The following is a 15199-nucleotide window of genomic DNA, read 5'->3' as shown; positions in this document are numbered from 1 at the left end:
GGCGGGTGCGCTTCCTGGAGCCCATGACAGCGGCCATTCTGTCCAACAACCGCCGGTACGCGCCTTTCGGGCTGGCCGGAGGCGGCGAAGGCCGGATGGGGCGCAACTATGTCGAGCGCGCCGATGGCCGCATCGACGAACTGGGCCCGCAGGACAGCACCGAACTGGCCGCCGGCGACGTCTTCGTGGTCGAAACCCCGGGCGGGGGCGGCTACGGGCCGGCCTGATCGCCGCCGCGGATGTCTAGTTTGAGCATGGCCTGCGGCCTGCGGTCATAGACCCGCAGGCTCAGCCGGCCGTCACGCAGCTCGAACAGCGCCGTGGCGAGGGTGTTTTCTTCGTCGGGGTCCTGCGGGTCGGTGCGCAGGATGGGCAGTTCGCCGCCGGCGTCCAGCAAGGCGGTGACCAGATCGCCGCCGCCGGCGCTGCCGGTCCAGGCGTCCATCAGCTGCTCGGCCCGGCGCTGCCGCGCCGCCGAGGAATCGGTGATCACCTGAGGCGGGCTGTCCGGGTGCAGCAGGTGGTTGGCGTGGGCGTAGCCCTTGCTGATTTCCTGGATGGCGCACTGCGTCGGGCTGGCCTCGACGCTGAAGAGGCGGCGGTCGCGGGCCGAGCCCAGCATATGGTGAAACCCGCCGGCGCGCGGCAGGTCGCGCAGCAAGTCCAGGGCCTGGTCCAGGCTGGCGCAATCCAGCACGGCCCGGGCCAGCAGCATGCGCGGCACGCCGGCCTGACGCTGGCGCGCGCGCACATTGTTGATGGTCTGCGCCAGTCCGGCGCGGTTGCCGGCGAAGGTGTGCCCCGGCAGCGAACCGGGATAGTAAAAGCTCACGAAGCCGGGTGCGCCCTCGGGGCGGATGTCCACGATACGGCAGCGGCCGCGCAGATAGGGGTCGCCGTCCTCGTTGTGGGCCATCCAGCGCGCGCCGTCGGCGCCGCGCCAAGCCAGCGAAGTGCAGCCGTCGGAAGACTTGCGCAGCAGGTCGCCGCGGCAATTCCAGAGCAGCACGTCTTCGAGCGGCATGCGCAGCCCCTCGGCCAGGCCTTCGAGTTCGCGCCAGATTTGCGGCAAGGCGGCCTGCGCGGCCTCGCCCAGCGCGCCCAGGAAGGCATGCCCGCGCCAGGGGCGCAGGGCGGCCCAGGTGCTGCTCTGGTCCAGGTAGGCGGGCATGATGGCGCGCGCCAGCTTGCCCAGTTCCAGGCCGATCTGCTGCCGGCCGCCCTCGATGATGATGGGATTGAACGTCACAGCCTGCTCCCCCGGGAATTGGGACTGGCCTTTCATTGTAATTTCGATCGGTGGCTGTGCCACCGGGGACGGTTGCGTTAAGATCGTTCGCAAGCCAGGCCGCGGCCCACCCCGGGCCCCGGCCTGGCGCCCAGACTTGGCTCGCCAGGCGGTATGGGCGTAGCCTGTTGAACCCACAGGAGAAAACCATGATCAAAGGTAAAGTCGCGGCCGTCCTGATCGGTCTGTCCGCCACGATGTTTGGTTCGATATCCACCGCCGCGGCCCAGGGCAAGGAACTGGTCGTGGCCACCGATACGGCCTTCGTGCCTTTCGAGTTCAAGCAGGGCAGCACCTATACCGGTTTCGACATCGACCTCTGGGCGGCCATCGCCAAGGAGCTCAATCTCAAGTACAAGCTGCAGCCCATGGATTTCAACGGCATCATCCCGGGCCTGCAGACCAAGAACATCGACGTGGCGCTGGCCGGCATCACGATCCGCGACGACCGCAAGAAGGTGATCGATTTTTCCGACCCCTATTACGAAAGCGGGCTGGCCATTCTGGTCTCCGACAAGAACAACGACATCAAGGCCGCCAAGGACCTCTCCGGCAAAACGGTGGCCGTCAAGACCGGCACCGCGACGGTGGACTTCCTCAAGGCCCAGGTGCCCGAGGCCAAGCTCAAGCTCTTCCCCAATATCGATAATGCCTACCTCGAACTGGCCACCGGCCGCGTGGATGCCGCCGTGCACGACACGCCCAACGTCCAGTACTACGCCAATACCGCGGGCAAGGGCCGCGTGAAGGTCGTGGGCACGGTCAAGAGCGGCGACTTCTATGGCATTGCCTTCCCCAAGGGCAGCGACCTGGTGCCGCAGGTCAACAAGGCCCTGGCCGCGCTCAAGGCCAATGGCGAGTACGACAAGATCTACACCAAGTGGTTCGGCAAGGCGCCCTGATGCGCCTGGCTTGAACAAACCGGTGGCCGCCTGCGGGGCATGCTTCGTGGGCGGCCATGTTTTTTCCGCCGGGAGGGGGAAGCGTGGATTTTGATGTATCGGTAATCTGGGACGCACTGCCCAATCTGCTTGACGGCACCTTGATGACCGTCAAGATCACCCTCTGGGGGCTTGTCGGAGGTTTCATCCTGGGCGCGCTGGCCGGTGTGGCGCGAGCCTATGGGCCCTGGCTGGTCTCCGGCATCGCGCAGGTCTATGTGGCTGTCATCCGGGGCACGCCCATTGTCGTGCAGGTGATGTTCATCTACTTTGCCCTGCCGCTGCTGGTGCCGGGCATGCGGGTGGAGGCGGAGACCGCCGCCATCGCCACGCTCATCATCAACTCGGGCGCCTATATCGCGGAGATCGTGCGCGGTTCGCTGCTGTCGGTGGCGCGCGGCCTGAAAGAGGCGGGGCAGGCCATGGGCCTGCCGTTTTCGAAGATCCTGTTCTACATCATCGGGCCGGTGGCCTTCCGGCGCATGATCCCTCCCTTGGGCAACCAGTGCATCATCAGCCTGAAGGATTCATCGCTCTTCATCGTGATCGGCGTGGCCGAGCTCACGCGCCAGGGGCAGGAGATCATGGCCAGCAATTTCCGCGCGGTCGAGATCTGGTCGGCGGTGGCCATTGTCTACCTGATTCTCACCGGCCTGATGGCCCTGGGCCTGCGCCTGCTGGAAAAAAGGATGCGCATACTATGAGCATGGTCGAGTTCAAGGACGTCATCAAGCGCTTCGGCGATTCGGTCGTGCTCAACGGGATCACGGTCAATATCGACGTGGGCGAAGTCGTGGTGGTCGTGGGGCCCTCCGGCTCGGGCAAGTCGACGTTCCTGCGCTGCATCAATGTGCTGGAAACCATAGACGGCGGCGATCTGCGTGTCGACGGCATCAGCGTGCTCGGTTCGGCCGAGGACGTGCGCACCATCCGCCGCGAGGCCGGCATGGTGTTCCAGCAATTCAATCTCTTTCCGCAGATGACGGCGCTGGAGAACGTGATGTTCGGCCCGGTGCATACGCGGGGCGCCGGCCGCGACGAGGCCCGCCAGGTCGCGCGCGATCTGCTGGGCAAGGTCGGCCTGGCCGAGCGCATGGACCACTATCCATCGGAGTTGTCCGGCGGGCAGCAGCAGCGCGTGGCCATCGCCCGCGCCTTGGCCATCAAGCCCAAGCTCATGCTGTTTGACGAGCCGACGTCGGCGCTGGACCCGGAACTGCGCCACGAAGTGCTCAAGGTCATGCGCGACCTGGCCGAGGAGGGCATGACCATGGTGGTCGTCACCCACGAGATGGAATTCGCCCGCAAGGTCGGCAGCCGGCTATTGTTCATCGACGGCGGCAAGATCGCGCACGACGGCAAGCCCGAAGCCTTGCTGGGCGACCCGCCCAGCCAGCGCCTGCGGGATTTCCTGCAGCACGTGGCGTGAAGCCGCGGGCCTGGCCGGCGGGCTGCGGCGCTAGCCCTTGACGCGGACGATCTTCTGGACCTGGGGCACGTGCCGGATGGCGCGGATGACCTGGGCCAGATGCTTGCGGCTGTCGACCTGCACCGTCAGGTGCAGCGATACCGTGGACACGGCGTCATCGTGCATGGTCACATGGACGATATTGGCGTCGGCGGCCGTGACTTCGGCCGCGATGCGGCCGAGCACGCCGCGCTCGTTGCGCGTGATGATGTCCAGGCGGGTGGCCAGGTGCTTGGCCGTCTGCTTGTCCCAGGCGACGGTGACCCAGCGCTCCGGTTCGCGCAGGCGCTGCCGCATGGCGACCGGGCAGTCGGCCGTATGCACCACCAGGCCATGGCCCAGGCGCATGCCGGCAATGATGGGATCGCCGGGCAGGGGGCCGCAACAGGGCGCGAGCTGGACGGCCTGGCCTTCGTTGCCCTGGATGAGGATGGGCGCGGCGCGCGCCGAGGTGATCTCGTCGACCGCCGCCGCGGTGGTGGCCACCAGGTCGTGTTCGGGGGCGAAGCGGCGCGCCACCACGGCGGCCAGGCGCTTGCCCAGGCCGATGTCGGCCAGGATCTCGTCGCGCGAGCTGGCGCCGGTGCTGCGCGCCAGCTTGCTCCAGGCCGGGTCGTCGGCCGGCGGCATGGGCAGGTGCAGCTCTTGCAGCGTCTGCGACAGCAAGCGCTCACCGAAGGCGACCGATTCTTCGTAGCGCACCGTGCGCAAGAAGTGGCGGATCTCGGAGCGCGCGCGGCCCGTGCGCACGTAGTTGAGCCATTGCGCATTCGGGCGCGAGGCCGGCGAGGTGATGATTTCCACCGTGTCGCCGCTGGCCAGCTCCGTGCGCAGCGGCACGAACTCGCTATTGATCTTGGCGGCCACGGCCTGGTTGCCGATGTCGGTATGGATGGCGTAGGCGAAATCCACCGGAGTGGCGCCGCGCGGCAGCGAGATGATCTTGCCGCGCGGGGTGAAGACATACACCGCATCCGGGAAGAGGTCGACCTTGACGTGCTCAAGGAATTCGCCCGAGTCGCCCGTCTGGCTCTGGATGTCCAGCAGCGATTGCAGCCATTGGTGCGTGCGCTTCTGCAGCTCATTGAGCGTGAGATCGGCGTCCTTGTAGAGCCAGTGCGAGGCCACGCCCTCTTCGGCGATATGGTGCATGTCGCGTGTGCGGAACTGGAACTCCACCGGCGTGCCGTAGGGGCCTACCAGGGTGGTGTGCAGCGACTGGTAGCCATTGACCTTGGGAATGGCGATGTAGTCCTTGAACTTGCCCGGCACGGGCCGGTAGAGCTGGTGCAGCGTGCCCAGCGCCAGATAGCACTCGGGCAGGGTATGCACGATGACGCGGAAACCGTAGATGTCCAGGACCTCGGAGAAGCTTTTCTTCTGGTCCGCCATCTTGCGGTAGATGCCGTAGAGCGTTTTTTCGCGGCCCGTGACCTCGGCCTCGATGCCGGCGGCAGGCAGGGCGGCGCGTACCGCGTCCTCGATCTTGCTGATGACCTCGCGCCGGTTGCCGCGCGCGGCCAGGACGGCCTTGTACAGCACCTGGTAGCGGTTGGGATACATGGCCGCGAAGCACAGGTCCTGCAGCTCGCGGAACAGCAGGTTCAGGCCCAGGCGGTGCGCGATGGGCGCGTAGATGTCCAGGGTCTCGCGGGCGATGCGCCGCCGCTTCTCGGGGTTGACCGCGTCCAGCGTGCGCATATTGTGCAGGCGGTCGGCCAGCTTGATGAGGATGACGCGCACATCGCGCGCCATGGCCAGCAGCATCTTGCGAAAGCTCTCGGCCTGTTGCTCCGCCTTGGTCGCGAAGTCCAGGCGCTCCAGCTTGGACAGGCCGTCGACCAGCTCGGCGACCTCGGGGCCGAAGCGCTCGGCCAGCTCTTGCTTGCTCACCCCCTGGTCTTCGATCACGTCATGCAGCAGGGCGGCCGACAGCGCATTGGCGTCCAGCTTCCAGCCCGCGCAGATTTCGGTGACGGCGATGGGGTGGGAGATATACGGGGCGCCGGAGGCGCGGAACTGGCCCAGGTGGGCCTGGTCGGCGAAGCGGTAGGCTTCGCGCACCCGTTCGACGTCCTTGGGTTCGAGATAGGTGCTGATGATCTCGGTCAGGGGCGCCAGCGAGGCGATGGGGGAGGCCGCGTTCTCGACGGCGGCAGCCTGCTGCGGCGTGGGCGCGGGCCCGCCGTTGGCTAGCGCCTTTTTACCGCCGCGCCGGCCCAGGCGCGACCCGGCGCGCAGCGCTGCGAGTAGACCTGAAGAGGCATACTTCAGTCCGGGAAAAGCCATGCTAGCCGCCTCCCCGGCCGGGCTCAGGTCGGGACTTTACGCAGCATTTCCAGGCCGGTCAGGCCGGAGGCGATTTCACGCAGCGCGGTCACGGTCGGCTTGTCCTTGCTGTCCAGGCGCGGGGCATGGCCTTGCGCCAGCTCGCGGGCGCGGTAGGTCGCCGCCAGCGTGAGCTTGAATCGGTTGGGGATCTGGTTCAGACAATCTTCGACAGTGATGCGGGCCATGGAATTACCTGGATATGCTGACGTTGGGAACGGGGCGTTTCAGTGCGATGCGGGGATGCCGAGCTGCGCAAACAGCCTGGCGTTGCGCGCCGCCTGAGACGAAAAACGCAGCCGCGCGGCGCTGATGACTTGCATCAGCTCCGACAAGGCTACGCTAAATTCTTGATTAATAATAACATATTCGCATTCGGGCGCATGGGCGATTTCGCCGCCGGCGGCCAGCAGTCGGCGCGAGATCACCTGCTCGGAATCCTGCCCGCGGGCCTTCAGGCGCGCCTCGAGTTCTTCGATCGAAGGCGGCAGGATGAAGATGCCGATGGCCTCGGGGTAGCGCTGCTTGACCTGGCGGGCGCCCTGCCAATCGATTTCCAGCAGGACGTCGCGGCCCGCGGCGGTCGCCTCGTCGATGAGGTCGCGCGGCGTGCCGTAGAAATTGCCGTGCACCTCGGCCCACTCCAGCAGGCTATTGGCCTCGCGCAGGGCGGCGAAGGCTTCCTTGGTGACAAAACGATATTCACGGCCATCCTGTTCGCCGGGGCGCGGGGCGCGGGTGGTGGCGGAGACGGACAGCGTGATGGACGGGTCGCGGTCGAGCAGGGCGCGGACCAGGCTGGATTTGCCGGCGCCACTGGGGGCGACGACCATGAAGACATTGCCGGAATGAGCGGACATGGAAGAGAAACGCACGGTACGAGAGACGAAGCATAGCAAATCGGGCGCTTGGCCGGGCGGCGCGTGTCCATCGGCATCGTCCGCACAAGCGAGGATTCCGTCACGCCCGCTTTCAATCCGGGGACGGGGTTTGGGTTAGGATTCCTGCATTGCGAATCTTGGTGGAGAAGCTTATGCAATCTAACGACACGCCCGGCTCCCGGGTGGCGCTGGTCACCGGCGCGGGCACCGGCATCGGCCGCGCGGTGGCGCTTGAATTCCTGGCCCAGGGGTACAAGGTGGTGCTGGCCGGCCGGCGCCGCGAACCCTTGGAGCAGACGCGCATCGCCGCCGGCGAGGACGGAGCGCGCGCCCTGGTCGTGCCGACCGACGTCACGCAGGAGGCGGAGGTCCGGGCCTTGTTCGACGAGATCCAGCGCGAGTACGACCGCCTGGACGTGCTCTTCAACAATGCCGGACGCAATGCGCCGGCCGTGCCCATCGAGGACCTGCCCGTGGACGTGTGGCGCTCGGTGGTCGACACCAACCTGACCGGCATGTTCCTGTGCGCGCAGGCAGCGATCCGCCTGATGAAGGCGCAAAGCCCGCGCGGCGGGCGCATCATCAACAATGGCTCGATTTCGTCGCATGCGCCGCGGCCGTATTCGATCGCCTATACGGCGACCAAGCATGCCGTCACCGGCCTGACCAAGTCGATTTCGCTGGACTGCCGGGCCTACGGCATTGCCTGCGGCCAGATCGATATCGGCAATGCCGCCACCGACATGACCGAACGCATGGCCAAGGGCGTATTGCAGGCGGATGGCTCGACCCGCGTGGAGCCGCGCATGGACGTCGCCCATGTGGCGCAGGCCGTGGCGGGCATGGCGCAGCTGCCGCTGGACGCCAATGTGCAGTTCATGACCATCATGGCCACCAACATGCCCTTCGTGGGCCGCGGCTGAGGGCGGCGCGGCCCCGTGTCAGCTGGCGTTCTGGGCCAGCAGCGGCGCGGGGCGGTCGTCGAGATAACTGCGCGCGCCGACGTAGCGCTTGGACCAATAGCCGTTGTCCAGCTTGTCCACGCGCACCTTGGCGCCGCGCGAGGGCGCATGCACGAACTGGTTCTGGCCGATATAGATGCCCACGTGCGAGGTGACGCCGCGGCGATTGGTCGCGAAGAACACCAGGTCGCCCGGGCGCAGCTGGCGGCGATTGACGTTGTTGCCCGACTGGCGCTGCGCGCGCGAAGTGCGCGGCAGGTCGATGCCAGCCGTCTCGCGGAACACGAACAGGGCCAGCCCGCTGCAATCGAAGCCATCGACGGGATCGTCGCCGCCCCAGCTATAGGGTGTGCCGATCTTGTCCAGGCCGGCCTGCACGATGCGTTCGCGCAGCGTGGGCACGGTCGCTTCATTGGCCAGGCTCAGGCCTTGCAGCGTGCCCAGGGCAGTGGGATGCAGCGAGGCCTGGGCCGCGCCGGAAAAACAGAGCGCCAGCAGGGGGGCGCAGAACAAAGCAGACAACGTGGACCATTGTCGGCGGACTTTTCGCGTGGGAGGAGTCATGCGGCACTTCGGACAGCAAAGTGTGGACGGATGGCTTCAGAGAACTTGTCTCTTACGTGTAAGCCGGCGGCAAAGCGCCACCTTAACAGCAGCGCGCCGCGAACGGTAATGAAATAGTATTTCATTACATCTTTCATCTGCTGCAGGATTTTTGTTGCCCGATGTGCCCGCCGTGGGCGACGCGGCGGGCAGGGCGGCGATGCGGCATAATCGGCTACGCGCGCCGTCCCGGCCGCGCGGCAGCAGGGAAAGAGATCCATGAGTGCAGTCTATTCAGCAGCCAGTCTCTACCGTCCGGAACCCATCCCCTTTGAGCGCTTCGACGATGCGCGCGCCGCCGTCGAGCGCCTGACCGAGATCTACAACCGCAATACGGCCTTCTTGCGGCAGGCCTTCCAGGATGTGCTGCACGGGCGCAGCCTGGCCGGGCGCGTGCGCGCCTACTATCCCGCCTTGCGGATCTCCGTGCAGACCTATGATCCCATCGATTCGCGGTTGTCCTATGGGCATGTGGCCGAGCCCGGGCGCTACCAGACCACGATCACGCAACCCGCCCTGTTCACCGACTATCTGGCCGAACAGATCGGCCTGCTGCTGCAGAACCACGGCGTGCCGGTCGAGGTGGGCGAATCGGATATGCCCATCCCGCTGCATTTCGCCTTTCCGGAGGGCGCCTATGTGGAGGGCGAGCACCTGGATAGCCTCAAGCGGCCGCTGCGCGACCTGTTCGACGTGCCCGATCTGGCGGTGACCGACGACGCCATCGTCAACGGATCCTGGCGCGGACGCGACGGCGAGCCGCATCCGTTGGCGCCCTTTACCGCCACGCGGGTGGACTATTCGCTGCATCGCCTGCAGCATTACACGGCGACCGCGCCCTCGCACTTCCAGAATTTCGTGCTGTTCACCAACTACCAGTTTTATGTGGACGAGTTCTGCGTGCGCGCCCGCGCCCTGATGGCCGAAGGCGGCGGCGACTACGACGCCCTGGTCGAACCGGGCAACCGCATTACCCGGCGCGGCGAGACCGCCTCGTCCGCCGATCCGGCGCAGCGCCTGCCGCAGATGCCGGCCTATCACCTCATCCGCCCCAACCATTCGGGCATCACGCTGGTCAACATCGGCGTGGGGCCGTCCAACGCCAAGACCATCACCGACCACATCGCGGTGCTGCGCCCGCATGCCTGGCTGATGCTGGGACATTGCGCCGGGCTGCGCGATTCGCAGCGCCTGGGCGACTATGTGCTGGCGCACGGCTACGTGCGCGACGACCATGTGCTGGATGCCGACCTGCCGACATGGGTGCCGGTGCCTCCGCTGGCCGAGGTGCAGGTGGCGCTGGAGCAGGCCGTGCAGGAGGTGGCGGGCCTGTCGGGCTGGGACCTCAAGCGCATCATGCGCACGGGCACCGTGGCCACCATCGACAACCGCAACTGGGAGCTGCGCGACCAGGGCGAGCTGGTGCAGCGTTTCGCGCAGTCGCGCGCCATCGCCCTGGACATGGAATCGGCCACCATCGCGGCCAATGGATTCCGCTTCCGGGTGCCTTATGGCACCTTGCTCTGTGTCTCCGACAAGCCCCTGCACGGCGAGCTGAAGCTGCCCGGCATGGCCAGCGCCTTCTACCGCAGGCAGGTCAACCAGCACTTGGAGATCGGCATCCGCGCGCTGGAGCTGTTGCGCGGCATGGCGCCCGAACGCCTGCATTCCCGCAAGCTGCGCTCTTTCACCGAGACCGCCTTTCAATAGGCCCGCGGGTTCCACGCCGTTGTAACACTGCGCGACCATACTCGCGGCTTTGCATTCACAGGGGAGAACGAAATGCAAGCCGCGAACCCGCGCAAGGCGATCCGCTATCGCCGCTGGATGGCCATCCTGGTCTTGCCCTTGGCGCTGGCTGCCTGCAGCAGCAGCGACCATGACGACGACCAGGCCGCCGCGCCGCCCGCCACGACGCCGCCCGCCACCACCGAGCCCGCGCGCAATACCGCCTACCTGAACACCCAGGCGGGCGATGTGATCGCCGTGCGCATCGAAGAGCTGCGGCCCACGCAAGCCGCCATCGGCTATGACCAGATCTATTACAAGCTGGGACGCTGGCAGGGCGACTTCGATCGGCCCAACTGGCAGGGCAACGATGCGCAGATGCTGGACTACCTGAACCGCACCGTGGGCAAGAAGTTCGACGACTACTGTGAAGATACGGGCCAGGACGCGCGCGCCCAGGCCTTCCAGACTCTCGCCGAGGCGCGCGCCGCCCGCCTGGACGACCCGGCCACCTTTGCCTGCAAGGACGCGCCCGGCACCCATGCCGACGCGATGAAGACCGTGGTGGTGGGCTGGGACGGCAATCTCTATCTCACCGACGGCCATCATTCCTTCTCGTCCCTGCGGGAGATCTTCGATGGCGGCCCCAAGCTCAAGGTCTGGGTCAAGGTCAACGCCAATTACAGCGATATGACGAGCGCCGCGGCCTTCTGGCAACGGATGGTCGACGAAGGCCGCGCCTGGCTGCGCGATGGCGCCAACCAGGCCATCACCGTCGATCAGCTGCCCACGCGCCTGGGCCTGGCCAGCGACAGCGAGCCTGGCGGCATGCAGGAAGATCCCTATCGTTCGCTGGTCTATTTCACGCGCGACATCGGCTACACCAATGGCGGCTTGCCCGAGTTCGCCGAGTTCCTGTGGGGCGAGTGGCTGCGCAAAGAGACCGAAGCGGGCCGCCTGCCGCCCATGTCCGCCTTCAAGCTCAAGGCGCCTGACAGCGCGGCCGATATCCTGGCCGTGAGTACGCTGAAAAAAGACCTGACCCGCGCGGACAGCAACACCAGTTATGCCGCCTTCGTGCGTGAAGCCGCCCTGCGGATGAGCTCGCTGGCCGACGGCGATGTGGTCTTCGGCGATCGCACCGCCGCGCAACTGGGCCGCGTGGCCCTGGTGGCGGGCGCCGACAGCGGCACGCCGACCAAGACGGCGCGCGACACGCTCGAAGAGCTGCCGCGCAATGACGTCAAGGCCGACCTTTCGCCGCGCGGCGCGGGCAAGCTCTGGTTCGCGGTCAACTACCGCGCTTGCGGCAAACCCGCCGCGGGCACCTGCTGGGGCTGGTAAAGAGGCTCGCGGGGGGCGGCGCGATGGGCCGCCCTCTTGACGCGCCATGGGCCGGCCGGCGCGGGCTGCGGCTACACTCCCGGAATTCCGCGCTGGCAGCGCCCCGGGGCCAGGCGGGCAGCCGAGCCCTCATTCCTCCTTCCATGTCGCACCCCGATTCATTCAACCTGAAGCAGATCGCCATCCCGGCGTTCGGCCCATCGCTGCTCTACGGCATCAGCAACGGCGCCATTCTTCCCGTCATCGCGCTCACCGCGCGCGACCAGGGCGCATCGGTGGCCACCGCCGGCCTGATCGCCGCCTTGATCGGGGTCGGCTCGCTGCTCTCCAATATTCCGTCCGCCCTCATCACCGAGCGCTTCGGCGAAAAGCGCGCCATGGCCGGCGCGGCCCTGGTCAGCGTGATCGGCCTGCTGCTGGTGATCGGCGTGCCCAGGCTCTGGGTGCTGGCGCTGGCCATGCTGATGCAGGGATGCGCGCAGTCGGTGTTCCAGCTGGCGCGCCAGAGCTACATGATCGAGGTCGTGCCGCTGGCCTACCGGGCACGCGCGCTGTCCACGCTGGGTGGGACGACGCGGATCGGCACCTTCATCGGCCCCTTCGCCGGTGCGGCGCTGATCCATTTCCTGGGACTGGACGGCGCCTATTGGGTCGCCATCTGCGCCATGCTCGGCGCGGGGCTGATCGCCATCAAGGCGCCCGATATCGGGCCCGCGGGCGTGCCCGGCGCGCCGCGCGCGCGCATGGGCGACGTCGCGCGGGACCATCGCGGCGTGTATGCCACGCTGGGCGTGGGCGTCATGCTGCTCAGCGCGCTGCGCGCCTCGCGCCAGGTCGTGATTCCGCTGTGGGCCGACCATCTCGGCCTGGACGCCACCACCACCTCGCTCATCTACGGCCTGGTCGCCGCGATCGACATGTCGGTTTTCTATCCGGCGGGCAAGGTCATGGACCAGCGCGGCCGCCTGTGGGTGGCGCTGCCCAGCACGCTGCTGATGGGGCTCAGCCTGATGGCGATCCCGCTGACCGGCGGGGCGGTGAGCTTCGTCCTGGTTTCGGTAATGCTGGGGTTCGGCAACGGCATCGGGTCGGGCATCGTGATGACGCTGGGCGCCGACGCCGCGCCGGCGGGCGCCCGCACGCAATTTCTCGGCATCTGGCGGTTCATGGCCGACCTGGGATCGAGCGGCGGGCCGGTGGCGCTATCGGCGCTGACGGCCCTGGTCTCGCTCGGCGGCGCCTCGTTCGGCGTCGGCGCCCTGGGCCTGGTGGCGGCCGGCGTCTTCTGGCGCTGGCTGCCGCGCAGCGCGCCCAGGCGGGCATAAGGGCCGGCCGGCGATCGCGCCGGCCCGGGCATTACTCGATGTTCTGCGCCTGTTCGCGCATCTGTTCGATGAGCAGCTTCAGGTCCATGGCGGCGCGGGTGACTTCCAGGCTGCCGGCCTTGGAGCCCAGGGTGTTGGCTTCGCGGTTCATTTCCTGGAAGAGGAAGTCCAGGCGCTTGCCGGCGCTGCCCTTGCCTTTGCCGCCGGCCTTGCCGCCGCCTTCGCCCAGCAGATGGCGCAGTTCTTCGAGGTGCGAGCGCAGCCGCGAGAGTTCTTCGGCCACGTCGATGCGCAGGGCGAAGAGGCCGGCCTCCTGGGCCACGCGCTCGGTCAGCTCGGCGCCACTGATGTGGGCAAAGCCGCCGGGGAAGGCGGCCTCCAGGCTTTCGCGCAGCTTGGTGGCGAGTTTTTCGCGATGCTCGGCCAGCAGCTGCGGCAAATGGCCTTCGACCAGTTCGACGATACGGCCCACGCCGTCGGCGCATTCGCGCATCATGAGGGCCAGGCGTTCGCCTTCGCGGGCGCGGCCGTCCTGCAGTTGGCCGAGGGCTTGCTGGGCCGCCGTCATGCAGGCTGCACCCCAGATCTGCGGGTCCAGTGCGTCATTGCCGCGCTGGCCAGGCCAGTTCAGGAGTTCGACCAGGCGCGGCGCGCTGACTTCGGGCAGGACGCGGCGAGCGGCCTGCAGCTGGTCGGCCAGCAGGCCGAGCCACTGCGGATCGAGCTGGGTGACTTCCGTGCCGGCATTGCGGGTGAAGCTGACGCGCACCTCTACCTTGCCGCGTGCCAGCTGGCTGGTCAGCAGTTCACGCAGCGGGGTTTCGGCATGGCGCAGCTCGTCGGGCAAACGGAAATAGAGGTCGAGAAAGCGGCTGTTGACGCTGCGCAATTCGAGCGCGAGCGAGCCTTGTTCGAGATCGACACGGGCGTTGCCGAACGCGGTCATGCTGCGAATCATGGTGGATATTCCTGGAAATACAGGGGCGCAAGCCCCGAGGCGCGGGATTATGCCGGCAGAATAACCGATGAGGCGGGGCGCGCACGTACAATCCCGCTATTGATCTTTGCCTGATGACGATTCTGGAGTCCGCCTTGACCACTTCCGACACTTCCGCCCGCGCCGATGGCCGCGCCGTCGACGCCCTGCGTCCGTTCCGCCTGAAGCGCGGTTTCACGCGCTATGCCGAAGGGTCGGTTCTGGTGGAGGCGGGCAACACCCAGGTGCTCTGCACGGCCAGCGTGCTGGACAAGGTGCCGCCTTTCCTGAAGGGCAGGGGCGAGGGCTGGGTGACGGCGGAATACGGCATGCTGCCGCGCGCCACGCATACGCGCGGCGAGCGCGAGGCGGCCCGCGGCAAGCAAAGCGGCCGCACCCAGGAAATCCAACGCCTGATCGGCCGCTCGCTGCGCGCCGTGGTCGATCTGAAACTCCTGGGCGAGCGCACGCTGCACCTCGATTGCGACGTGCTGCAGGCTGACGGCGGCACGCGCTGCGCCAGCATCACCGGCGCCTGGGTGGCCACGGCCGACGCGGTGGCGCTCCTGATGGCGCGCGGCGATCTGGCGCAGAACCCGATCCGCGACCATGTGGCGGCGGTTTCCGTGGGCCTGGTGGGCGGACGCGCCGTGCTGGACCTGAATTACGAAGAGGATTCGGCCTGCGAGGCCGACGTCAATGTCGTCATGACCGGTTCGGGCGCCTTCGTGGAAGTGCAGGGCACGGGCGAGGAGGCGACGTTCACGCGGGCCCAGCTCGACAGCATGCTGGCCTTGGCCGAAGGGGGGATCGCCCAGCTGGTGGCCGCCCAGCGCGCGGCGCGCAGCTGATGCGGGCCGCGGCCAGGATGCCTGGCGGCGGCATGGGTCATTTAAGATGTATTATAAATACATCTTAAATACGCCAAACGGACCCGGCCATGACGCAAGAGCCCTTATGCACTGAAGAGGATCTGCACGATCTCGTGCACGCCTTTTATGCGCGGGTGCGCGCCGATGCGCGCCTGGGGCCTATCTTCAATACGCATGTGCGGGATTGGGATGAGCACCTGGCCAAGCTGGTGGACTTCTGGTCGGCCATCTTGCTGCGCACGCGGCGTTTCAGCGGCACGCCCATGCCCAAGCACGCGGCCTTGCCCGGCCTGGACGCCGGTTTGTTCGAGCATTGGCTGGCGCTTTTCCGGGACACGGCGCGGGCGCAGCCCAACCAGGCCATGGCCGCCCAGGCCTGCGCGATGGCCGAACGCATCGCGCAAAGCCTGTGGCTGGGCTACCAATTGAGCCGCGACCCCCAGGCAGCGCCCAGGGAATTGCAGCTGCCCTGAGCGCGGGGCG

The 15199-nt window shown here is 67.2% G+C and carries 16 protein-coding genes; 10 read left to right on the top strand and 6 right to left on the bottom strand.

Annotation, left to right across the window (positions count from 1 at the left end):
* Window positions 1-227, top strand: a 227-nt coding sequence (locus AXA74_RS17775; protein ID WP_155680887.1) for a hydantoinase B/oxoprolinase family protein, incomplete at its 5' end; no start/stop codon positions are given.
* Here the strand turns inward: AXA74_RS17775 and AXA74_RS17770 are convergent.
* On the bottom strand, window positions 212-1249 hold the full coding sequence (locus AXA74_RS17770) for a C45 family autoproteolytic acyltransferase/hydolase (protein WP_029580783.1): 1038 nt from the start codon (window positions 1247-1249) through the stop codon (window positions 212-214). The two genes, AXA74_RS17775 and AXA74_RS17770, sit on opposite strands and share 16 nt — an antisense overlap.
* Before the next feature lie 188 nt (window positions 1250-1437).
* Between AXA74_RS17770 and glnH the strand changes: the two genes are divergently transcribed.
* The 3 genes from glnH to glnQ all read left to right on the top strand — a co-directional run bounded on the left by glnH (window position 1438) and on the right by glnQ (window position 3658).
* Window positions 1438-2190, top strand: a complete 753-nt coding sequence (gene glnH, locus AXA74_RS17765) for a glutamine ABC transporter substrate-binding protein GlnH (protein WP_029580784.1) — start codon at window positions 1438-1440, stop codon at window positions 2188-2190.
* A gap of 83 nt (window positions 2191-2273) precedes the next feature.
* A complete protein-coding gene (gene glnP, locus AXA74_RS17760) occupies window positions 2274-2933 on the top strand; it encodes a glutamine ABC transporter permease GlnP (protein ID WP_029580785.1) in 660 nt (219 codons plus the stop codon).
* Entirely contained in the window at window positions 2930-3658 is a 729-nt protein-coding gene (gene glnQ / locus AXA74_RS17755) for a glutamine ABC transporter ATP-binding protein GlnQ (RefSeq protein ID WP_029580786.1), read from the top strand. The genes glnP and glnQ overlap by 4 nt, the downstream gene beginning before the upstream one ends.
* 30 nt (window positions 3659-3688) lie before the next feature.
* On the opposite strand, the gene AXA74_RS17750 is transcribed toward glnQ, so the two are convergent.
* From AXA74_RS17750 to gmk, 3 genes are read right to left on the bottom strand one after another with little or no spacing between them, the layout of a single operon-like run.
* Entirely contained in the window at window positions 3689-5986 is a 2298-nt protein-coding gene (locus AXA74_RS17750; RefSeq protein ID WP_029580787.1) for a RelA/SpoT family protein, read from the bottom strand.
* 23 nt (window positions 5987-6009) lie between these two features.
* Window positions 6010-6213 (bottom strand): DNA-directed RNA polymerase subunit omega, encoded by a 204-nt coding sequence (rpoZ, locus tag AXA74_RS17745; RefSeq protein WP_003811126.1) that lies wholly within the window; start codon window positions 6211-6213, stop codon window positions 6010-6012.
* A gap of 39 nt (window positions 6214-6252) precedes the next feature.
* Complete coding sequence (gmk, locus tag AXA74_RS17740) at window positions 6253-6885, bottom strand: guanylate kinase (protein WP_029580788.1); 633 nt, start codon at window positions 6883-6885, stop codon at window positions 6253-6255.
* 173 nt (window positions 6886-7058) lie between these two features.
* Here gmk and AXA74_RS17735 point away from each other — a divergent pair, with 173 nt between their 5' ends.
* A complete protein-coding gene (locus tag AXA74_RS17735) occupies window positions 7059-7829 on the top strand; it encodes an SDR family oxidoreductase (RefSeq protein ID WP_029580789.1) in 771 nt (256 codons plus the stop codon).
* 18 nt (window positions 7830-7847) lie between these two features.
* On the opposite strand, the gene AXA74_RS17730 is transcribed toward AXA74_RS17735, so the two are convergent.
* On the bottom strand, window positions 7848-8432 hold the full coding sequence (locus tag AXA74_RS17730) for a C40 family peptidase (RefSeq protein WP_029580790.1): 585 nt from the start codon (window positions 8430-8432) through the stop codon (window positions 7848-7850).
* A 258-nt stretch (window positions 8433-8690) separates the two neighbouring features.
* On the opposite strand from AXA74_RS17730, the gene AXA74_RS17725 reads away from it, so the two are divergent.
* From AXA74_RS17725 to AXA74_RS17715, 3 genes are all read left to right on the top strand, one after another.
* Window positions 8691-10181 (top strand): AMP nucleosidase, encoded by a 1491-nt coding sequence (locus AXA74_RS17725; RefSeq protein WP_032979543.1) that lies wholly within the window; start codon window positions 8691-8693, stop codon window positions 10179-10181.
* A 72-nt stretch (window positions 10182-10253) separates the two neighbouring features.
* A complete protein-coding gene (locus tag AXA74_RS17720; RefSeq protein ID WP_029580792.1) occupies window positions 10254-11543 on the top strand; it encodes a ParB/Srx family N-terminal domain-containing protein in 1290 nt (429 codons plus the stop codon).
* Between the two features lie 143 nt (window positions 11544-11686).
* Window positions 11687-12868: an MFS transporter gene (locus AXA74_RS17715; protein WP_029580793.1), complete on the top strand. Its 1182-nt coding sequence runs from the start codon at window positions 11687-11689 to the stop codon at window positions 12866-12868.
* A 31-nt stretch (window positions 12869-12899) separates the two neighbouring features.
* On the opposite strand, the gene AXA74_RS17710 is transcribed toward AXA74_RS17715, so the two are convergent.
* The gene (locus tag AXA74_RS17710) at window positions 12900-13826 is read right to left on the bottom strand and encodes a YicC/YloC family endoribonuclease (RefSeq protein ID WP_029580794.1); all 927 of its coding nucleotides are present in this window, start codon (window positions 13824-13826) and stop codon (window positions 12900-12902) included.
* A 113-nt stretch (window positions 13827-13939) separates the two neighbouring features.
* Between AXA74_RS17710 and rph the strand changes: the two genes are divergently transcribed.
* Both rph and AXA74_RS17700 read left to right on the top strand, forming a co-directional pair.
* Window positions 13940-14695: a ribonuclease PH gene (gene rph, locus AXA74_RS17705; RefSeq protein WP_032955221.1), complete on the top strand. Its 756-nt coding sequence runs from the start codon at window positions 13940-13942 to the stop codon at window positions 14693-14695.
* 89 nt (window positions 14696-14784) lie between these two features.
* Window positions 14785-15189, top strand: a complete 405-nt coding sequence (locus AXA74_RS17700) for a group III truncated hemoglobin (RefSeq protein WP_029580796.1) — start codon at window positions 14785-14787, stop codon at window positions 15187-15189.
* Window positions 15190-15199: the final 10 nt, after the last annotated feature.

It is taken from the genome of Bordetella hinzii LMG 13501, assembly GCF_001548475.1.
In the GTDB taxonomy this organism is placed as follows: domain Bacteria; phylum Pseudomonadota; class Gammaproteobacteria; order Burkholderiales; family Burkholderiaceae_B; genus Bordetella; species Bordetella hinzii.
Note: the sequence above shows the minus strand (reverse complement) of the source record. Positions and strands in the feature narration are given on the sequence as shown.

Excerpts from the sequence above, each read along its gene's own strand:
- glnH (WP_029580784.1), top strand. The coding sequence starts at position 1,438 with ATGATCAAAGGTAAAGTCGCGGCCGTCCTGATCGGTCTGTCCGCCACG.
- glnQ (WP_029580786.1), top strand. The coding sequence starts at position 2,930 with ATGAGCATGGTCGAGTTCAAGGACGTCATCAAGCGCTTCGGCGATTCG.
- AXA74_RS17750 (WP_029580787.1), bottom strand. The coding sequence starts at position 5,986 with ATGGCTTTTCCCGGACTGAAGTATGCCTCTTCAGGTCTACTCGCAGCG.
- rpoZ (WP_003811126.1), bottom strand. The coding sequence starts at position 6,213 with ATGGCCCGCATCACTGTCGAAGATTGTCTGAACCAGATCCCCAACCGA.
- gmk (WP_029580788.1), bottom strand. The coding sequence starts at position 6,885 with ATGTCCGCTCATTCCGGCAATGTCTTCATGGTCGTCGCCCCCAGTGGC.
- AXA74_RS17735 (WP_029580789.1), top strand. The coding sequence starts at position 7,059 with ATGCAATCTAACGACACGCCCGGCTCCCGGGTGGCGCTGGTCACCGGC.
- AXA74_RS17730 (WP_029580790.1), bottom strand. The coding sequence starts at position 8,432 with ATGACTCCTCCCACGCGAAAAGTCCGCCGACAATGGTCCACGTTGTCT.
- AXA74_RS17725 (WP_032979543.1), top strand. The coding sequence starts at position 8,691 with ATGAGTGCAGTCTATTCAGCAGCCAGTCTCTACCGTCCGGAACCCATC.
- AXA74_RS17720 (WP_029580792.1), top strand. The coding sequence starts at position 10,254 with ATGCAAGCCGCGAACCCGCGCAAGGCGATCCGCTATCGCCGCTGGATG.
- AXA74_RS17715 (WP_029580793.1), top strand. The coding sequence starts at position 11,687 with ATGTCGCACCCCGATTCATTCAACCTGAAGCAGATCGCCATCCCGGCG.
- AXA74_RS17710 (WP_029580794.1), bottom strand. The coding sequence starts at position 13,826 with ATGATTCGCAGCATGACCGCGTTCGGCAACGCCCGTGTCGATCTCGAA.
- rph (WP_032955221.1), top strand. The coding sequence starts at position 13,940 with ATGACGATTCTGGAGTCCGCCTTGACCACTTCCGACACTTCCGCCCGC.
- AXA74_RS17700 (WP_029580796.1), top strand. The coding sequence starts at position 14,785 with ATGACGCAAGAGCCCTTATGCACTGAAGAGGATCTGCACGATCTCGTG.